The sequence below is a fragment of the Schaalia sp. HMT-172 genome (assembly GCF_030644365.1).
Taxonomy (GTDB): Bacteria; Actinomycetota; Actinomycetes; order Actinomycetales; family Actinomycetaceae; genus Pauljensenia.
Genome location: NZ_CP130058.1, coordinates 372,324 through 391,244 on the forward strand (window position 1 = coordinate 372,324; position 18,921 = coordinate 391,244).

At 64.8% G+C, this 18,921-nt stretch carries 12 protein-coding genes; all 12 read left to right on the forward strand.

Translation table 11 applies throughout. The features are described 5' to 3' along the window. Nucleotides 1–26: 26 nt before the first annotated feature. The 12 genes from QU663_RS01510 (at nucleotide 27) to QU663_RS01565 (ending at nucleotide 18,635) form a co-directional block, all read left to right on the forward strand. Nucleotides 27–1,001 (forward strand): hypothetical protein, encoded by a 975-nt coding sequence (locus QU663_RS01510; RefSeq protein WP_021611097.1) that lies wholly within the window; start codon nucleotides 27–29, stop codon nucleotides 999–1,001. Between the two features lie 466 nt (nucleotides 1,002–1,467). Continuing rightward, on the forward strand, nucleotides 1,468–2,817 hold the full coding sequence (locus tag QU663_RS01515) for a hypothetical protein (RefSeq protein WP_156912120.1): 1,350 nt from the start codon (nucleotides 1,468–1,470) through the stop codon (nucleotides 2,815–2,817). 585 nt (nucleotides 2,818–3,402) lie between these two features. Continuing rightward, nucleotides 3,403–6,120 carry a pyruvate, phosphate dikinase gene (ppdK, locus tag QU663_RS01520; protein WP_021611095.1) on the forward strand — a complete coding sequence of 906 codons (2,718 nt, stop codon included), beginning with the start codon at nucleotides 3,403–3,405 and terminating at the stop codon, nucleotides 6,118–6,120. A 1,194-nt stretch (nucleotides 6,121–7,314) separates the two neighbouring features. Continuing rightward, nucleotides 7,315–8,883, forward strand: a complete 1,569-nt coding sequence (locus QU663_RS01525) for an FTR1 family protein (protein ID WP_021611092.1) — start codon at nucleotides 7,315–7,317, stop codon at nucleotides 8,881–8,883. A gap of 56 nt (nucleotides 8,884–8,939) precedes the next feature. Further along, entirely contained in the window at nucleotides 8,940–9,572 is a 633-nt protein-coding gene (locus QU663_RS01530) for an iron transporter (protein ID WP_021611091.1), read from the forward strand. 138 nt (nucleotides 9,573–9,710) lie between these two features. After that, complete coding sequence (locus tag QU663_RS01535; RefSeq protein ID WP_021611090.1) at nucleotides 9,711–11,030, forward strand: DUF2318 domain-containing protein; 1,320 nt, start codon at nucleotides 9,711–9,713, stop codon at nucleotides 11,028–11,030. Between the two features lie 9 nt (nucleotides 11,031–11,039). Next, nucleotides 11,040–12,317 carry an ABC transporter permease gene (locus tag QU663_RS01540; protein WP_021611089.1) on the forward strand — a complete coding sequence of 426 codons (1,278 nt, stop codon included), beginning with the start codon at nucleotides 11,040–11,042 and terminating at the stop codon, nucleotides 12,315–12,317. Between the two features lie 5 nt (nucleotides 12,318–12,322). Further along, nucleotides 12,323–13,507, forward strand: a complete 1,185-nt coding sequence (locus tag QU663_RS01545) for an ABC transporter permease (RefSeq protein ID WP_051267734.1) — start codon at nucleotides 12,323–12,325, stop codon at nucleotides 13,505–13,507. Between the two features lie 8 nt (nucleotides 13,508–13,515). After that, a complete protein-coding gene (locus QU663_RS01550; RefSeq protein WP_156912119.1) occupies nucleotides 13,516–14,334 on the forward strand; it encodes an ABC transporter ATP-binding protein in 819 nt (272 codons plus the stop codon). Further along, on the forward strand, nucleotides 14,331–14,894 hold the full coding sequence (locus QU663_RS01555) for a hypothetical protein (protein WP_009056751.1): 564 nt from the start codon (nucleotides 14,331–14,333) through the stop codon (nucleotides 14,892–14,894). Before QU663_RS01550 ends, QU663_RS01555 begins: the two co-directional genes overlap by 4 nt. Before the next feature lie 49 nt (nucleotides 14,895–14,943). Beyond that, entirely contained in the window at nucleotides 14,944–17,145 is a 2,202-nt protein-coding gene (locus QU663_RS01560) for an FAD:protein FMN transferase (RefSeq protein ID WP_304990644.1), read from the forward strand. Between the two features lie 1,133 nt (nucleotides 17,146–18,278). After that, nucleotides 18,279–18,635 carry a hypothetical protein gene (locus tag QU663_RS01565; RefSeq protein ID WP_232210943.1) on the forward strand — a complete coding sequence of 119 codons (357 nt, stop codon included), beginning with the start codon at nucleotides 18,279–18,281 and terminating at the stop codon, nucleotides 18,633–18,635. The last annotated feature ends 286 nt before the right edge of the window (nucleotides 18,636–18,921 follow it).

An 18,921-nucleotide genomic window follows, 5' to 3' on the forward strand; every position in this document is an offset into this window, starting at 1 on the left:
GTCGTAATGAGAGAAGAGGCTATGCCATGAAGAATCGCGTGCGGACCATCGTCGTCCTCGTGTGTGTTTTTGTTGTGCTGCCGGTGGTGGGTGGCCTCGTGTATTCGTTCAGCGTGAGCGCGGAGGCGGCTGTGCGCTACTACGCCGAGGCGATCGCGCAGGGGCGCTTCGAGGACGCGATGGGCGTGGAGACTGCCGAATTGCTGTCGGAGGTCGGGGAGGTGCCCGATCTGCGCCGTGGCCGCGTGTCGGAGCCCAGTAGCGTGGTGAGCGTTCGGGTGTACGACGAGCGTGATGTACGGGGGCGTCAAGGGGCGAGCATTGATTTGTCCGTCAACGGGCGCACGATCACGCGCGAGATTTACCTGGAGCGTGTGGGTGTGCCCAGGCCGCACGTGGGCATGTGGCGCGTCGTCTCGGGCGCCGCGCACGTGGAGACGGTGCGGGCGTATGGCTACGCTTCCGATGTGAGTGTGGGAGGAGTGTCGTTGGGGGCGCTGGGCGCCTCCGGCGATGGCGGCGCAACCTTCCCGGTTGCCGCCTCGACGGATGGCCTGTGGCACGCGGGTTCTGGCGGCGCGGTCGTCTACGCCTACCCCGGCATCTACGATGTGTCGGTTGCCAAGGTCAGTGAGCATACTCAGGTGGCCGTTGACTCTGTCTCTGGGGCCTCGACTCTCAGTGTTCTCTCCGAGTCGAGAGAGCATCAGATCGATGTCACGCAGGATGAGAGCACTCGCGCCTGGCATGAGGATCAGCTCGGATCCGTCGCCAGCTCGTGCGTCCTGGGTGACGTGCCCGAGGGGGCCGTGTGTTCCAACATGTCGGTTGCGGGAGCCGAGCGGGTGGACGTGGAGGCCCCGACGCGCGACTCCGGTGATCTCCTCGAAGTGGCGGTTGCCGCGTATCGAAACGACGAGGGCATCGACGCTTTCATCGCGCACAGTCGGGTGTGCTTCGACGAAGAAGGCGAACCGCATATCGTCGTGATCCGTCCCTGAGGGGCTATCGGTTGACGACCTGCGCGGTTGGCAGGTGGCCGGGCGGGCCTCGTCGCCTTCTCGGCTCTCGCAGCTCTCGTGGGGCGGGCCTTCGGGCCTGCCCCACGTCCGTCTGTCAGCCCCCGGTCGTCTGCCCGCCCCGGTCGTCTGCCCGCCCCGGTCGTCTGCCCGCCCCGGTCGTCTGCCCGCCCCACGTCCGTCTGCCCGCCCCCGGCCGACCGAACGCCGCCCCCGCCGACGCCTGTGTGGCGACAGAGTGTACTTGATGGCCATCAGTGATCAATGGGGCTCACTGTGCAAGCTGCTAGTTGCGACCTCTGCCTTCTTGTCACTCGGATGCGTAGCATGTCGGTCCGCATCTTGACAGAATCGGACCGTCTATTGAATAACCGGCCAAAGCGAGTTAGTCTATACCAAGAGGTCAGTGTCTGAAACGAGTTAGCCATGTGGCTGGCACTGACTATATGTGAAAGGTGGCTTCAAGATGCCGGGTTGGGCAATTGATAATTGTGACGCGAAAATAGATGCAATCGTTGTGGCGTCGATTGATCGTTATATGGCTGCTCTCGGTTATGATAAGCGTGGTGGCTATTATGTGGCGGATATGTCTGATGATGATGGTGATCAGGCATATATCTATGTTGTTCGTCCGAATGGCAAGGGTGAAGGGGGTGGGGCGGTTGAAACGGTCGGTAATATATATGTGTCATCAGTGGAGCGTCATCGCTATAAGGATGACTTCGCGTATATCCGGACTACTGTTCGTAAGGCCTGTTCCCCGCTACATGATTCCTTGCCTGCAGTGGGTGATATGGAGAAACTATGTAAGCAAATAGATACGATTCGTGTTACGCTGAATATGTCTTCGTCGGGGCAGCAGGGGACGATATCTTCTTATGTATCTTCCATTGAGGGATTGGCAAACCTGATTAGAGATGGTCAATATGCGGCTATCACGACTAGTGTTGTATTCCGGGTTCGCTCTGTCATCTCCTCGATAGGTGCCGTGGTTGCCTCGTTGCAGTCGATTGCACAGTCGGAGAAGGATGTTATCGAGGCATTTCAAAAGAATCTCGGGCCTGCAATGGATAAGCTAGCGGCTGAGCTGCCGCGCAAAAAGGCTAGTATTACGCTAGCTGGCGTGTTGTCGGTTGTGACCTGGGGAATTGAGGCTGTAGAGGCGGTTTCCTCGAAAAATGTTGCGGGAGGGTTAAAAGCTGGTGTTACAGCTATTCAAGGAATATATGCCTTTAAATTTCAAGAGAGTAAGGGTAATGCTCAAGCGACCGGCCTTGGGCAAGGGCGCGATGCGGGGGCTCGTGCGGTCAACGAATCTATCGTGAGTGGTAAGAAGAGTCTGAATCAGGCTCTCCGCGATGCTGAAGATAAGCTTGCAGAGCGTGTCAATGACTTGGGGAAAACAATTAATTCCCAGATGGAGTGCTTTGATATCGAGCCAAGACCCATATTGATGAAAGCAAATGCGCTCGAAGTCTCTTGTAGCGGGGTTAGATCTGTAGCAGATGACGCGCTCCCGCATCTTGCAGGCAAGCTTCGTGCGGTTGCGGGCGAAATGTCTGGATTGAATGCTAGTCTCGTTTTCTCGAGGCATCGCAGCATCGGTCGGGCTCCAAATGGAGTTGCGCCCGAGTTTAGTAAGATGGCTACTTTCGTTGTCGACGCTCTCAAGGCGCTCGCTTATGACCTGGAAACGTTCGGCTACTCCCTCCACGATTACGTGAGTGACCTCGAGCATACTGAGGGGAAGGCTGCCTCGCGACTGCTTGGAGTTGCTCCAAAATATCCGGGGCTATAGTCTTAGGGCATAGCAGTTTCTGCAGCAGTAGTGCTGTTGGGGCGCTGGTTTTGGGTTGCTTTCAGATGCTTGGTTTTGAGGATCGTGCACCGATCAAGGTTGGCTAGGGGGTGGGTTCGTCCCTGGCGTGCGTAGCGCGCTCGATCGGGCCTTGTTCTACCGTGGTGTGTCCTGATTGTCTACGGATGACTTGTGCTGATGCGCTGCCGGAGCCTGCCTAGGTGGGCGCTCTAGGCTCGATTCTCGCACTCTGACCGGCTCTCGCAGCTCTCGTGGGGTGGGCCTTCGGGCCCGCCCCACGTCCGTCTGTCCGCCCACGTCCGTCTGTCCGCCCCCGGTCGGCCGAACGCCGCGCCCGCCGGCGCCTGTGTGACAGCCTCGCCGATACCCCTGACCAGCCCGCTTGACGCCCACTTCCGCCCGAGGGCACGATACCCGACAAGCAACCACGGCCTCGTCAATGTAAGGACAATCATAACGGGGTGTGTCTTGAAGTGACCTTAGTCCCTTGATGCGTGTATCCTTGCCTGTGGTAGCGGCCCGGCGTCGGGCCAATCATCGCAAAAACGGAAGTTGAGGACCACGATGGTCAAGTATGTGTACGACTTCTCCGAGGGCGACAAGTCCATGAAGGACCTCCTCGGAGGAAAGGGAGCGAACCTCGCCGAGATGACGAAGCTCGGCCTGCCCGTTCCCCCCGGCTTCACGATCACCACCGAGGCGTGCCGCGCATACCTCAAGGAATCGACCGTCCCCGAATCGCTTGCCACCGAGGTCACCCGCGCGCTGCGCGGCGTCGAAGACCAGATGGGCCGCCACCTCGGCGACCCCACCGACCCGCTCCTCGTCTCCGTGCGAAGCGGCGCCAAGTTCTCCATGCCCGGCATGATGGAAACCGTCCTCAACATCGGCCTCAACGATGAGTCCGTTCTCGGCCTCGCGGCCGTTAGCGGTAACGAGCGCTTCGCGTGGGACTCCTACCGCCGCCTCATCCAGATGTTCGGCAAGACCGTCCTCGACATCGACGGCGACCTCTTCTCCGACGCCCTCGACGCCCTCAAGGCCGAGCGCGGCGTCAAGGGCGACACCGAGCTGACTGCCGAGGATCTCAAGGGCCTCGTCGACACCTTCAAGGGCATCGTCAAGGAGCAGACCGGCAACGACTTCCCCCAGGACCCCCGCACCCAGATGGACATGGGCATCGAAGCCGTCTTCCGCTCCTGGAACACCGAGCGCGCCCGCATCTACCGCCGCCGCGAGCGCATCCCCCACGACCTGGGCACCGCCGTCAACATCTGCACCATGGTATTCGGCAACATGGGCGAAAACTCCGGCACCGGCGTGTGCTTCACCCGCGACCCCTCCTCCGGCCACTCCGGCGTCTACGGCGACTACCTGGAGAACGCCCAGGGCGAAGACGTCGTCGCCGGCATCCGCAACACGCTGGCCCTGTCCGACCTCGAGCGCATCAACAAGCCCGTCTACGACGAGCTGCGCGCCATCATGCGCAAGCTCGAGACCCACTACCGCGACATGTGCGACATCGAGTTCACGATTGAGCGCGGCAAGCTGTGGATGCTCCAGACCCGCGTCGGCAAGCGCACCGCCGCCGCCGCGTTCCGCATCGCCACCCAGCTCCTCGGCGAAAAGCTCATCACCCGCGACGAGGCCCTGGGCCGCGTCACCGGCGACCAGCTCACCCAGCTGATGTTCCCCCAGTTCGACGCGAAGGCCGACAAGGACCTCATCGCTCGCGGCATGGCCGCCTCCCCGGGTGCCGCCGTCGGCAAGATCGCCTTCAACAACGCGCAGGCTGTCGAGGCCGCCAGCGAAGGCGTCAAGACCGTCCTCGTGCGCCGCGAAACCAACCCCGACGACCTGCCCGGCATGGTCGCCGCCGAAGGCGTCCTCACCGCGCGCGGCGGTAAGACCTCGCACGCCGCCGTCGTCGCCCGCGGCATGGGCAAGACCTGCGTGTGTGGCGCCGAGTCCCTCGTCATCGACGAAGCTGCCGGCACCGTCACCATCGGTGACCTCGTCCTGACCGCCGACGACACCATCGCCATCGACGGCCAGACCGGCGAAATCTTCCGCGGCGAGGTCGCCGTCACCGACTCGCCCGTCACCACCTACCTTGCCGAGGGCCTCAAGGCCGGCCTCGCCGCCGCCGGCGAGGATGCGGGCACCCGCGAGCTCGTCGAGGCCGTCGACAAGCTCCTGTCCCACGCCGACAAGGTCCGCCGCCTGCGCGTGCGCGCCAACGCCGACACCCCCCTCGACTCCAAGCGCGCCATCGCCTTCGGCGCCGAGGGCATCGGCCTGTGCCGCACCGAGCACATGTTCCTGGGCGAGCGCCGCCCGCTCGTCGAGCGCGCCATCCTCTCCGCCCCCGAGTCCGACGAGCGCCAGGCCGCCTTCGACGAGCTCGAGAAGCTGCAGAAGCAGGACTTCCTCGAGATGCTCGAGGTCATGGACGGCAAGTCGATGACCGTGCGCCTCATCGACCCGCCGCTCCACGAGTTCATGCCCGCCCTCATCGAGCTGGAGACCAAGGTCGCCGTCGGCAAGGCCACCGGCACCCTCGACCCTGCCGACGAGGCCATGCTCGTCGAGGTTCGCCGCATGCACGAGCAGAACCCCATGCTGGGCCTGCGCGGCGTGCGCCTGGGCATCTACCTGCCCGGCCTGTTCGCCCTGCAGATGCGCGCCCTGTGCGAGGCGGCCGCGCAGCTCGTGGGCCGCGGCCTCGACCCGCGCCCCGAGATCATGGTCCCGCTCGTCGGCTCCGTGCGTGAACTCCAGCTCGTGCGCGAAGAGGCCGAAGGCATCATCGCCTCCGTCGCCGCCGCCCGCGGCGTCGACCTGTCCGGCGTCTCCATCGGCGCCATGATCGAGCTGCCGCGCGCCGCCATGACGGCCGAGGACCTCGCCGAGGAAGCCGACTTCTTCTCCTTCGGCACCAACGACCTGACGCAGACCGTGTGGGGCTTCTCGCGCGACGACGTCGAAGGCGTGTTCTTCCCGCAGTACATCGAGGCCGGCATCTTCGGCGTTTCCCCCTTCGAGTCCATCGACGTCCACGGCGTGGGCACCCTGGTCTCCGAGGGCGTGCGCCGCGCCCGCTCCACCAAGCCGAACATCAAGCTCGGCGTGTGCGGCGAGCACGGTGGCGACCCGGCGTCGATCCACTTCTTCCACGGCGTGGGCCTGGACTACGTGTCCTGCTCCCCGTTCCGCGTCCCCGTCGCACGCCTCGAGGCTGGCCGCGCCGCGGTCGAGGACCACGTGGACATGACCGCCTGATCCGCCAGGCGGGTGGCACCGCTGTGCTGCGTGCCTCCCGCCGAGCGTAACGACGAGGCCGTGGCCGGGAAACCGGTCGCGGCCTCGCCACGTTGTGGAGTGGTTCCCCAACAATGTCGCACGTAATTCCCCTGCGGCTTGTTCAAATATTGAATTGGCATCGTTGGAATTGCAACGTTTGTGGGCTATCTCGAAAAATGACCGAGTTAAATTACGTGCGAAATTTGTTTAGGGGCTCTCGATGGCGCGTGTCGGCGCCGCAGGCCCTCCGGACCGTCGGGTGCGTTCCAATCGGTGGGCGCGCGCCAATCGGCGTGTTCTTCCGTTTGAAATACCGGAGTGGTTCCCCAACAATGTCGCATGCAATTCCCCTGCCCATATTTCAAGTTTTGAAATCGGATCGTTGATATTCTGCGGTTTTTGAGCTCTCTTTGATTGTTGCTCGGGGGAATTGCATGCGAAATATGTCAGGGTTGAGTGTAGCTGCCGTCTGCGGGAGCCTCGGCCTGGCCCTCCGGACCATTGGGCTCCCTCCACGCCGGTGGGTTCTTCCGTTTGAAATACCGGAGTGGTTCCCCAACAACGTCGCATGCAATTCCCCTGTGGCTTGTTCAAACATTGAATTTACATCGTTGGAATTGCAACGTTTGTGGCCTATCTCGAAAAATGACCGAGTTAAATTTCCTGCGACTTTTGGAGGGGTGGTTACCGCCGTCGCTCTCTGATCCCTTTATCGGCCGTGGACGCTGAGCTGTCCCGGGTGTTGCGGAGACTGTCTTAGACCCGATTGGAGGTTTGGGATGTCTGGTCAGTGTCTGGGAGCGAGGTGGCGGTATCGGGCGCTGCGTGCGCCTCGTTGTGGCTCGATGGAAGATGCATGTTGCCTGATCTGTCGCCCTTTTATGGCACCGCGTCAGCAAGCGACAATCCTGGGCCCTTAGTCCCTCAATGGGGCTATGTCCCCGCGCTAGACACCGTCACGGCATGGTCACAATTTAGGACAACCTAAACGGACTACTTTTCACCTGGGCCAGATGTGGTTACGCTGATTGGTAGACATTCCATCGTGGCGCCCTCGTGCGCCGACTCGTCAGGAGGCAAGCGGTGACAGTGCTTCGCGCTCACGCACACAGTATTCGCGCTCACGCACACAGTATTGGTCAGCGACTCAGTCGCGTTCTTATCGTCGCCGTGATGGCGGCCCTCGCTCTGGCCGTCGTCGCCGCTCCCTCGCGCGCCGCGGATCAGACGTGGAGCGATGTTTCGACCACGATCAACGGCCTCATCGACGAAGGCGTCTCCACCTTCAAGGCAGGCGACGCGCAGGGTGGCAAGGACAAGATCAACGACGCCTACTACAAGCACTACGAGATCACCGGCATGGAGAAGCAGGTCATGGCTCGCATCTCCGGTGCGCGCGTCTCGCAGGTGGAGATGGAGTTCTCCCTCCTCAAGAAGGCCATGACCGACGGCGACAGCGCTGGCGTCGACAGCCACGCCACGACCCTCAAGCAGTACATGGTCGAAGACGGCGCCTCCCTGGACGGCGTGGCCCCCGGTACCGCCGCCCAGGCCTCGTCGGACGATTACAGCCCCGGCGCGTGGGGTGAGGTCGCCAAGACCATCAACGGCATCCTTCAGGACGGCGCCAACGCCTACAAGGGCGGCGACGCCAAGGCCGGCAAGGACAAGGTCAACGAGGCCTACTACAAGCACTACGAGATCACCGGCATGGAGAAGCAGGTCATGAGCCGCATCTCCGGCTCGCGCGTCTCCCAGGTGGAGATGGAATTCTCCCTCCTCAAGAAGGCCATGACCGACGATGACTCGGTGGCCGTCGACCAGCATCTCGCGACGCTGACGAACTACATCCGCGAGGACGCCAACACCCTCGACGGCTACACCGGCAAGGCGGCCGACAACGCCACCGATGGCTCGGGCACCTCCCCGTGGATCGCCCAGTTCTTGCCCTCCCTCCTCGTCATCCTGCGCGAGGGCATGGAGGCGATCCTGGTCGTCGCCGCGGTCCTGGCCTACCTGGCCAAGGCCGGCCACAAGAAGAAGACCCCGATCGTGTGGGGCGGCGTGGCACTCGCCTTCGCCCTGTCCGTCGGCCTGGCCTTCCTCTTCAGCTATGTCACCTCCCTGGCGGGCGCCAACCAGGAGCTCCTCGAGGGCTTCGCGGCGCTTTTCGCGGTCGTCATGCTGATCTGGGTCTCCAACTGGATGATTAACAAGTCCTCCAACAAGGCCTGGGACGAGTACATCAAGAAGCAGACGGACGCCTCGCTGAGCAGCGGCTCCCTGCTGGGCCTGGCGTTCATCTCCTTCCTCGCGGTCCTGCGCGAGGGTGCGGAGACGATCCTCTTCTACGTCCCGATCGTCGCCGCTGCGGGCGACAAGGTTCACTACGTGTGGATCGGCCTGGCGGTCGGCCTCGTGGCCCTGGTCATCATCTACCTGCTCATCCAGTTCGCGGCGGTCCGCATCCCGCTGCGCCCCTTCTTCACCATTACCTCGCTGCTGATGGCCTTCATGGCCTTCACGTTCACGGGTTCTGGTATCGGGGAGCTTCAGGAGGCGGACGTCGTGTCCCTGACGCCCATCTCCGGCTTCCCCACTATTGACCTCTTGGGGATTTACCCCCGAGTGGAGAACCTGGCCGCGCAAGCCATCGTTCTCGCCATCATCGTCGGTCTCTATTTCTTCGGAAAAGCTCGCCTCGCCCGCGAGGCCGCCGCCCAGTCGCGGGCGCAGGACTGACTCCTCTCGAGCGACACCGACGTTTTATCCAACCAACACGCACAGGAGATCATCACATGAAGCGTTCTCTGTTCCGCGTCGGCGCGGCCCTGGCCACGCTGGCCCTCGCAGGCACCCTGGCGGCCTGCTCCAACAACTCCTCCTCGTCCTCCACTGACAAGCCCGCCGCCTCGTCGTCGGCCGCGGCTGACCCTGCCGCCCCCGCCCCCGGCGAGGACGCTGGCTTCGAAGAGCAGCCCCTCGGCGACGACGTCCACGTCGGCCCCCTCGTGGTGGGCGGCGTCTACTTCCAGCCCGTCGACATGGAGCCCGAGGTCGGCACCCCGGCCGCCGAGTCCTCGATGCACATCGAGGCTGACGTCTCCGCGGCCGCCGACAACAAGCTCGGTTACGGCGCGGGCGACTTCGTGCCCGGTCTGACCGTGGACTACTCGATCGCGGACAAGTCCGGTAACGTCGTTCAGCAGGGCACGCTCATGCCGATGAACGCGTCCGACGGCCCGCACTACGGCCTGAACCTGCCCAAGCTGGATGCGGGCACCTACGACGTGACCTTCACGATCAAGCCTCCCAGCGGCTGGCTGCTGCACACCGACAAGACCACGGGCGTCGAGGGCCGCTTCTGGACTGAGCCGCTCGTCGCCGAGTTCCCGGATTGGCAGTGGGATCCCACGGCCGTGTCCTGGTGATCGACTCGCACGCTTCGTGGGGCCGAGGCAGTGGTTCCTGTGTCGGACCGCTGGCCTCGGCCCCCGCCCCGTGGGGGGACTAGACTTGACACCGGAATCGTGAGACTTCGGTGAACCTTTATTTCGGGAGGAAAGCCAATGCTTCAGCAGATGAGCGAAGCAACCTTGACGCTGCTGTTGACGATGCTCGCGCTCGGCGCCGTCATCCGCTTCATGCCGGCCACGGGCCGCGGCCGCCGAGGAAAGAAGGCCCGCTCGCGGGCGGTCTGGTTCGGTATCGCGTTGGGCCTGGTGTCCTCGTTGGCGCTGACGGCCGTCAATGTCGAAGCCCCCAAGCTGATCAACCGCCAGACGGTCGGCCTGATCACCCTCCCGATCGCGATTGTGCTGGCGCTCGTCTTCCTCGCGCTCGTTGCCGTGCGCTCGCGCCGCATGCGCTCCCTCCTGCCCGGCGACGCCGACGACGAGGCCCGGGCGGCCTCGTCGATGGAAACCGCGCTGCCCGGTGATGTCCTCGTGCGTATCGTCGGTGCCCTGTTCATCGCCGTCTCGCTCTTCCGAGCCGTGCCCACCGCCATGAATCAGGCGCTCCTGATGATGTCGGGCGGTGTTGAAATCTACTCGACTCAGGTTGTCCTCGCGATCCTCGGCTACGTCCTGGCGTGGCTGCTCGTGAGCTTCCTGGCGTGGGTGTCCTACCGGATGTGTGCGTGGAATAACCGCGTGTGGCCTGCGGGCGTGATTCTGGTGTCCCTGCTGGTCGACTATGCGCTGCTGATCGTCCGCATCATGAAGGCCAAGCACTGGATCACGATTCCCAAGTCGTCGTGGGATGTTATCTCCTGGTTCATCAACCACGAGGCCGTCTTCACGATCGTGGCCGCGCTGGCCCTGTGCGCGGTCGTCGTGTTGACGTGGCGCGCGTCCCGCGCGATCCCGACCGTCGGGGCTAACCCGGCTGAGGGCCGCCTGGGCCGTGCGCGCTCGCGGCTGTACAAGTCCATGGCGGGCACCGCCGCGATCGGCTACCTGTGCGGCGCCCTGCTGATCACGGTCGGCGTGGCCTACGGCAGCCAGGAGGTTGAGCTCTCCCCGCCCGAGTCCTTCAGCGTCGTCGACGACCAGGTGAGCCTCAACCTGGCCGACATTTCGGACGGCCACCTGCACCGCTATGAGTACACGACCTCGGGCGGCGTCAAGGTGCGTTTCATCGTCATCCAAAAGTCCGGCTCCTCCTTCGGCGTGGGCCTGGACGCGTGCGATATCTGCGGTCCCACCGGCTACTACGAGAAGGACGGCAAGGTCATCTGCAAGCTGTGTGAAGTGGCGATGAACATCGCGACCATCGGCTTTAAGGGCGGCTGTAACCCGATCCCCATCGACTACAAGGTCTCCAACGGCACGCTGACGGTTCCGATCTCTGCGCTCGAGGCCTCGGCCTCGGTCTTCGTGAAGTAAGGGGTCCGCATGTTTTTCCGAATGCTCCGCGGCGCCCTCACGAGGCGCGGCAACCGCCACCTGATGATCGCCCTGACCGTCGCGCTGGGCGCCTGCGTGGCCACATCTATGCTCTCCGTCATGTTCAACGTGGGCGACAAGGTCAACCAGGAACTTAAGTCCTACGGCGCGAACATCGTTGTGCGCCCCCAGGGTGCGGCCGTCCTCGATGACCTCTACAACACGGGCGAGGCCGCCGAGGCCCGCTCGTACCTGCGTGAGGACGAGCTGGGCAACATCAAGACGATTTTTTGGACCTACAACATCCTCGACTTCGCGCCGCTGCTGAACGTGTCCGCGACCGACGCGAGCGGCGAGCACGTGCCAACGACCGGCACCTGGTTCAGCCACCACCTCGAGCTGGCCACCGGCGAGAGCGTCGAGACGGGCCTGGACAGGCTCCGCGGATGGTGGGGGCTGGAGGGCGCGTGGCCGGCGGACGACGACGCGGACGGAGCGGTCGTTGGGACGACCTACGCTGCCGCGCACGGGCTGGCCGTCGGCGACTCCTTCACGCTCACCCGCGAGGGGATCACGCGCGACTTCACGGTGCGCGGCATCATCACCAGCGGCGACGACGCTGACCGCGGCGTGTTTATTCAGCTGGCGCAGGCGCAGGCGCTCATCGGGCGTGAGGGGGCAGTCGGCAGCGTCGAGGTCTCCGCCCTCACCACGCCGGATAACGACCTGGCCCGCAAGGCCGCGAAAAACCCGAACTCGCTGACGGTGAAGGAAAAAGAAACCTGGTACTGCACGGCCTACGTCTCCTCGATCGCCTACCAGATCGAGGAAGTCATGACGGACTCCGTGGCCCGCCCGGTCCGCCAGGTCGCCCAGTCCGAGGGCACGATCCTGGAGAAGACCCAGCTGCTCATGGTCCTCGTGACCGTGCTGGCGCTCATCGCCTCAGCCCTGGCCATTGCGAACCTGGTGACCGCGGGCGTCATGGAGCGCTCCAGCGAAATCGGCCTCATGAAGGCCGTGGGTGCCAAAGATAAACAGATCATCGCGCTGTTCCTGACCGAGACGATCATCGTGGGATTGGTCGGCGGCGTGCTCGGCTACGGCGGCGGCCTCGCGCTGGCGCAGGCGATCGGGTACATGGTGTTCCACTCCTCGATCGCGTTTGCGCCGGTCGTCGTCGGTCTCGTCGCCGTCCTCGTCATCCTCGTCGTCCTGGGAGCCTCCATCCCGGCGATCCGCTACCTGCTGCGCCTCAACGCGGCTGAAGTCCTGCACGGAAGGTGATGCCCATGTCCAGACGAGCAATGTTCTGGCGGATGGTTATCTCCTCCATCCTGCGCCGCCGCTCCCGCGTCCTCATCGCGGTCCTCGCCGTCGCCATCGGTGCGACGACCCTGTCCGGCCTCGTCACGATCGCGGTCGACGTGCCCGCGCAGATGGCCCGCGAGATCCGTTCCTACGGAGCCAACCTCGTCGTCACCCCCGCCGGCGACGTGCCCATCACGGACGAGGCCGTGACCGCCGCGACCGCTCAGGTGCCCGCGAGTGCTTTGGTCGGGTCTGCGTCCTTCGACTACGAGACCGTCACGATCAATGACCAGCCGTTCGTGGCGGGCGGAGCCGACCTGGCGGCCGTGCACGCCATGAACCCGTATTGGTACGTGGATGGGGAGTGGCCCGAGGCCTCGGGCCAGATCCTCGTGGGCGAGCAGGTCGCCTCGACGATCGACGTGAAGGCCGGTGACACGATCACGGTCAGCCAGCTGGACGCCTCCGCGTCCTCGAAGGCCGCCGCGCAGTCCGGGGCGCAGGCCTCGGGCCTGAAGGTCGATCCGCGCACCGTCACCTTGACCGTGTCCGGCATCCTCAAGACCGGCGGCAACGAAGACGGCTACGTGTACATGTCCCCCCAGGACATGAGCGCGCTGACCGGGCAGACCGACACCGTGTCGCTCGCCGAGTACTCGATCGCCCTGGAGGGCGACCAGCTCAGCGCCATCGCCGACGCGATGAACGCCGCGAACCCCGACATTCACGCTCAAACCGTGCGCCGCCTCGCTCAGTCCGACACGGGCGTGCTCGCGATGCTGCGTTCCCTGCTCGTCGTCATCACCGTCATCGTGCTCGCCCTGACCATGATCGGCGTGTCCACGACGATGATCGCCGTCGTCACCGAGCGACGCAACGAGATCGGCCTGCGCAAGGCCCTGGGAGCAACCGCGCGATCCATCACCCGCGAGTTCATGGGCGAGGGCGTCATGCTCGGGCTCATCGGAGGCGTCCTGGGTGCCGGGGCCGGCTACGGCCTCGCCGTCCTCATCTCCACCTCCGTCTTCCACCGCTCCATCTCGCTGCACCCCGTGATCCTCCTGGGCACGGTCGCCTGCTCGATCCTCATCGCCGTCCTCGCCTGCCTCCCGCCCGTGCGTCGCGCACTGGCCGTCGACCCCGCGCTCGTCCTGCGCGGAGAATGAGAACCACCATGACAACCCCCGACACCACCCCCACTGCCGCTGCCGACGCGCCCGAGGCCGCCCAGGCCTCGTCGGCCCCCACTGACGCCCTGCTGACCCTCGACGGGGTCTCCAAGATCTACGGCGACCTGCACGCCCTCGACAACGTGTCCCTCGCGATCCCGCGCGGCCAGTGGGTGTCCATCGTCGGCCCGTCGGGCTCCGGCAAGACCACACTCATGAACATCGTCGGCGCCATGGACACCGCCACCAAGGGCACCGTCATGCTGGACGGGCACGACATCTCCGACCTGACCGCCGACGAGCTCACCGAGGTGCGCTGCCGCACCATCGGCCTCGTCTTCCAGCAGTTCCACCTCATCGGCCACCTCACGGCCCTCGAGAACGTCATGGTCGCCCAGTACTACCATTCGATGCCCGACGAGAAGGAAGCCCTCGAGGCCCTCGACCGCGTCGGCCTGGCCGATCGCGCCACCCACCTGCCCCGCCAGCTCTCCGGCGGCGAACAGCAGCGCGTGTGCGTGGCCCGCGCCCTCATCAACTACCCCAAGCTGCTGCTGGCCGACGAACCCACCGGCAACCTCGACGAGACCAATGAGGAGATCGTCCTCGACCTGTTCAACCAGCTCCACCAGGACGGCACGACCCTCATGGTCGTCACCCACGACGCGCTCGTCGCCGAACAGGGCCAGCGCGAAATCCGACTCGATCACGGCAAGGTCGTGAAGGAAACCTGGCACGACCACAACTTCGAACAGCGCGCCTCGGGGCTCGTTCTCCCCGGTCGCGACAGCGACGCGCGCAGCGGAAAGGACAAGGTGCGATGACCGCCCGCAACACTCTTCACGCGCGCTCCCGATGGGCCGCCCCGGCCTCGTTCGCGGTCCTCGGCGCGCTCGGCGCCACTATCCTGGGTGCCTGCCAGCCCTCCACCGGCCTAGACATGAGCAAGCCCATGAGCGATGGCACGTGGACCGCCCAGTCCAACCCCGACGACCAGGGCTCCATCGGCACCATCACCATCACCGTCGAGGGCGGGCGCATCACCGCCACCTCCTACGAGACGACCCTCGCGAACGGCACCGACAAGGGCGCCGACTACGGCAAGAACTCCGCCGGCGAAGTCTTCAACCAGGACTACTACAAGAAGGCGCAGGCCGCCGTCGCCTCCTACCAGGAGTACTCCGACAACCTCACGCAGGTCGGCGACCCCGCCAAGGTCGACGTCATCACCGGCGCCACCGTCGCCCACCAGCAGTTCGTGCAGGCCGCGATCCGCGCCATCGCCGCCTCCCAGGGCGTCTCGGCCGAGGCGGCCGACGACATCACCATCCCCGGCCTGGACGAGTCCACGAAGGACGGCGGCCTCGACGACTCCGACAGCTGAGCCCGTGGGCCCTGCGGGTTCCGTGGGCTCTGCGGGTTCCGTGGGCCCTGTGCGCTCTGCGAGCGTCTCGGGGGACGAGGCCGTGGCCGAGGCTCCGGGTCCCGCCCGCGGGGCGGGCGGTGGGGATGCCGTTGCGGGGGATTCTCCGGCGCAGGCTCATGCACAGGCAGGCCCTCAGCACGTTGCGGATGCTCGGGCCGGGGATGGTGCCCCCACGTGGCGCTCCTCGTTCCCCGCGATGGGCACCCGCGTCGACATTATCGGGTGGGGCGGTGACGGCATGGCGATCGTCAACGCCCTCGTGGGCGTCGTTGCCCGCCACGAGGACCTGTGGAGCGCGTTCCGGCCCTCTTCCGAGGTGTCGCGGCTGAACGCCGCTGTCCGCGATGCCGCGTGCTGTCACGATGCGGACGGTGGCGAGGCGTTGCCGGCCACCGGTGACGCGTGCTGTCACGACGCGGACGGCGGCGAGGCGTTGCGGGCGACCGATGATGCGTGCTGTCACGACGCGGACGGTGGCGAGGCGTTGCCGGCGACCGGTGACGCGTGCACAGACGCCGCTCGTCGCGCCGCCTCCTCGCCCGCCTGCGTGACAGCTTCCGCTTCGATCACAGACGCGCCGGATACTCCGCTTCGCCACTCGCAACCATCCCGCGAAGGAACCGCTGACGCGGGGGGCGGCCCCGGCCTCGTCGTGAGCGAAGAAACCGACCAGCTGCTGCGCGGCGCTCTGGCGCTTGCCGAGGCGACCGGGGGAGCGTTCAACCCGATGATCGGGCCGCTTGTCGCCGCGTGGGATGTCAAGGCGATGCGGGCGGCGTTCGTCGCGGGCGCGGCGCTGCCGCCCGCGCCCTCCGTGGCTGCTGTGGAGGCGGCGGTGCGGTCCGCGTCGTGGGGCTTGCTGTCGCGCGTCGGCGAGCGGCGGTGGACTCTGCGGGCACCCGCCGGCGCCGCAATCGGCAGTGGGGCCCGCGGTCTTCCTGTTGACGCCCGCGACCTTCCTGTCGACGCCCGCGGTCTTCCTGTCGACGCCCGCGGCCTTCCTGTTGACGTTCGTCGCCTTCCTGTCGACGCCCGCGGCTACGTTAGTGGCGACGGACAACCCTATGACGCCTCGCATGAGAATCAGGCCGCAGGCGCCTCCTCCGAGGGCGCTCGCGTGTCCGCGACGGATGGCCGAGGGCATCGTGATGGAGTGCCGTGCCCCAGCCTCGACCTGGGGGGCGTCGCGAAGGGGTACACCGCTGACGCGTGCCGCGACCTGGCGGTGTCCATGGGGGCGCGCGGAGTTCTTGTGTCGGTGGGGACGTCGTCGGTGTCGGTGTTCGGGACTCGCGCCGACGGGTCCCCTTGGCGCGCCGGCCTGCGTGACCCGAACGGCGCGCCCACGGCGATTGCTGGCGTCGTGGAACTTCCCGTGGGTGATATGGCGTCCCTGTCGACGTCCGGAGACAACCTGGGACCGATGGGTGGAGTGGCGCGCGTCGAAACGTGGGATGCGAGCGCTGGTGGTCTCTGTTCGGGCGCGGATAACCCTCGTGGCACTCGTCCTGTCGTTGCTGCCGCTGAGGCCGCCGGGGGCGGCACTAGCAGTGCCGCCACTCGTGACGCACAGCGAGCTTCCACGCGTGAAATAGTGCGTGAAACGGGTGTTTGTGGCGTGGGTATTGCTCCCTCGCGCGCGTCTGTCACTGGCGCTGGTATACAAGCCGTTGCTCATATGCCGAGTTTGTCAGGTCTGTCCGCGCCTGCCCCTCTTCCCATGGTTGAAGGGGGTGTTGTCGGTGGGGGAGGGCAGGCCTCGTCCCTGCGTGAAACAACCCATGAAACACCCGTGTGCGCGGCCGAAACTGCCACGTCCTCGCGCGCCGATGCTCGTGCTCATGCCACCGTTGTTGCTGCCGAGCCGGGCGCGCCCGGTGGGGGAGGGCAGGCCTCGTCCCTGCGTGAAACAACCGGCGAAACATCCGCGTGCGCGGCCGATGCTACCGCGTCCTCGCGCGCCGATGGGGCGGCGCCCTCCTCGCGCCTGCTGGACCACCACATCATCGACCCGCGGACGGGCTACCCGGCGCGCGTGGGCGTGCGGCAGGTCAGTGTCGTGGCCACATCGGGGGTGCTCGCGGAGGCGCTGTCGACGGCGCTCCTGGTCGACCCGACCGTGGACCTTGACGCGGTCGTCGCTGCCTGGTCGCGGGCGACCGGAACGCCTGCCCGGGCGCGCGTCGTCGGCCTGGCGCGCGCGGCGTAGGGGTGAAGCGGCGTGACCGCCGCATGTGGATTGAGTTGGGGCGTATGGCGGTTGAGACCATCGGGGGCGTGAGTAGTCGCTGCCGAGTCTTTGCGTGCCTATCTCGATTACTGCGTCATGCGTCGGGAAGCTCTGCACCAGTTAGGGAGCATTACACCAGTTAGGGAGCATTACACTACCTGGGAAGTGGTGTAATACCTGGCTAAATGGTGTAACACCACTTAGGAACAAGCGCATATGCGGAGAATGTTGCCAGCTGGCCGATGCTGACCGCCGATTGCGCTTGGAGAACTTGCAGATGAGTGTGAGAGCGGACGTTATCCACAACCCCTCGGAGCAGCTTGCCTCTATCCACAGGTTCGTTCTCTGGTCGTGACTTGGCACGCTGTCTTGCCGATGATGGAGATATGAATGCTCAATCGCTGACTGTTATCAGGTCTTCGACGAATGGACGGCCTTCAGTAGGTGATCTGTCGTCGGGCAACGTGATTCGTATCCAGCGTGGCCGCTACGTCAGGATCCATCGGTCCGGGCCACCGATGACGTACTGGGAGTTATGGGCTCTCGTCGCTAGGGCTCGATTACTTGTCGTGAGTGACAGTAGCTCCGGCTCCCCGGTATTCGTAGGCCCTAGTTCATTCGTTGCGCGGTCGATACCACTGTGGGAGGCAAATCCCGATGTTGTGATTTGGTGCCCGTCACGGCATGGGCGGCGCTCAATGCCGGCGGTCACCATGCAAACGGTGACTATTCCTGCGACGTTCGTGTGTTCGACAGTGAAGAAACCGTGTGAACACAGCGTCGAGATCGTTGATCGGTTGCGATGTGAATCGGTCGTTGAGGCGGCAGTTCGCATGGCTTGTTATTCGGAACGTCTCAGCGGATTCGTGGCAATTTGCATGGCATTGCACTACGAGTCTCGGTTTGTAGTGCTATCCCAGCAAGAAAGTAGGCAACGAGCGCAACGCGTTCGGAGCAAGATGCTTGAATGCTTGGAGCTGTATCGGCAGCAGAAGGAATGCGTCCCCTACAGGCGGGCACAGCGCTTGATAGCCGCCGCTGACCCCGGGTGTGACAACCCAGCCGAGGCTGCTCTTCTGTGGGTTCTCAAGTCGGTGAGTTCCTTCGAAGTTGTGACCCAGTTCGAGATAGTCATCAATGGGCGCCGTTACTTTGCGGACATCGCGATTCCGGGACTCATGATCATCTTCGAGTTCGATGGCATCGGAAAGCTGGGCAAGGATGATGCCGAGTTTGCGCGGGCGAAGCGTGACTGGATCCAGCGAGAAAATGATTTGCGCTCTGCGGGGTGGACGATATACCGGGTCTCTTGGAGGGACTACGAAGACTTCGCTGCGTTACGTGCGTGGGCAATTCAGCTGCTTCGTCCGCATCAAGTTGCCATCCCTGAGTGTGCCGAGGCGTTGTGGGCTTTGCCGACTGCTGCCTGTGATGGTCCGAGCCGGCGTTTTCATGTCCACGCGCGATGAGTGCTGCACTAGTTAGGGAGCATTACACCAGTTAGGGAGCATTACACTACCTGGGAAGTGGTGTAATACCTGGCTAAATGGTGTAACACCACTTAGGAACAAGCTGGAACGAGGATGGTGGGCCTGGCTGCGGTGCCCGTGGGCTGTGGCGGGGCCTGGCCGGACAACGAGTCGACGCGCCGAGCGAAGCTCGCGGCGCGGACGGCTCGTGGGCGGGCCGCCGCCCACGAGCACGCCAAGCAGCCCAGCCCCACAGCAAGACCCGACGGCGCCCGGAACACCCGTG

Coding starts and splice junctions, on each gene's coding strand:
- QU663_RS01510 (WP_021611097.1), top strand. CDS start 27: ATGAAGAATCGCGTGCGGACCATCGTCGTCCTCGTGTGTGTTTTTGTT.
- ppdK (WP_021611095.1), top strand. CDS start 3,403: ATGGTCAAGTATGTGTACGACTTCTCCGAGGGCGACAAGTCCATGAAG.
- QU663_RS01525 (WP_021611092.1), top strand. CDS start 7,315: ATGGCGGCCCTCGCTCTGGCCGTCGTCGCCGCTCCCTCGCGCGCCGCG.
- QU663_RS01530 (WP_021611091.1), top strand. CDS start 8,940: ATGAAGCGTTCTCTGTTCCGCGTCGGCGCGGCCCTGGCCACGCTGGCC.
- QU663_RS01535 (WP_021611090.1), top strand. CDS start 9,711: ATGCTTCAGCAGATGAGCGAAGCAACCTTGACGCTGCTGTTGACGATG.
- QU663_RS01540 (WP_021611089.1), top strand. CDS start 11,040: ATGTTTTTCCGAATGCTCCGCGGCGCCCTCACGAGGCGCGGCAACCGC.
- QU663_RS01545 (WP_051267734.1), top strand. CDS start 12,323: ATGTCCAGACGAGCAATGTTCTGGCGGATGGTTATCTCCTCCATCCTG.
- QU663_RS01550 (WP_156912119.1), top strand. CDS start 13,516: ATGACAACCCCCGACACCACCCCCACTGCCGCTGCCGACGCGCCCGAG.
- QU663_RS01555 (WP_009056751.1), top strand. CDS start 14,331: ATGACCGCCCGCAACACTCTTCACGCGCGCTCCCGATGGGCCGCCCCG.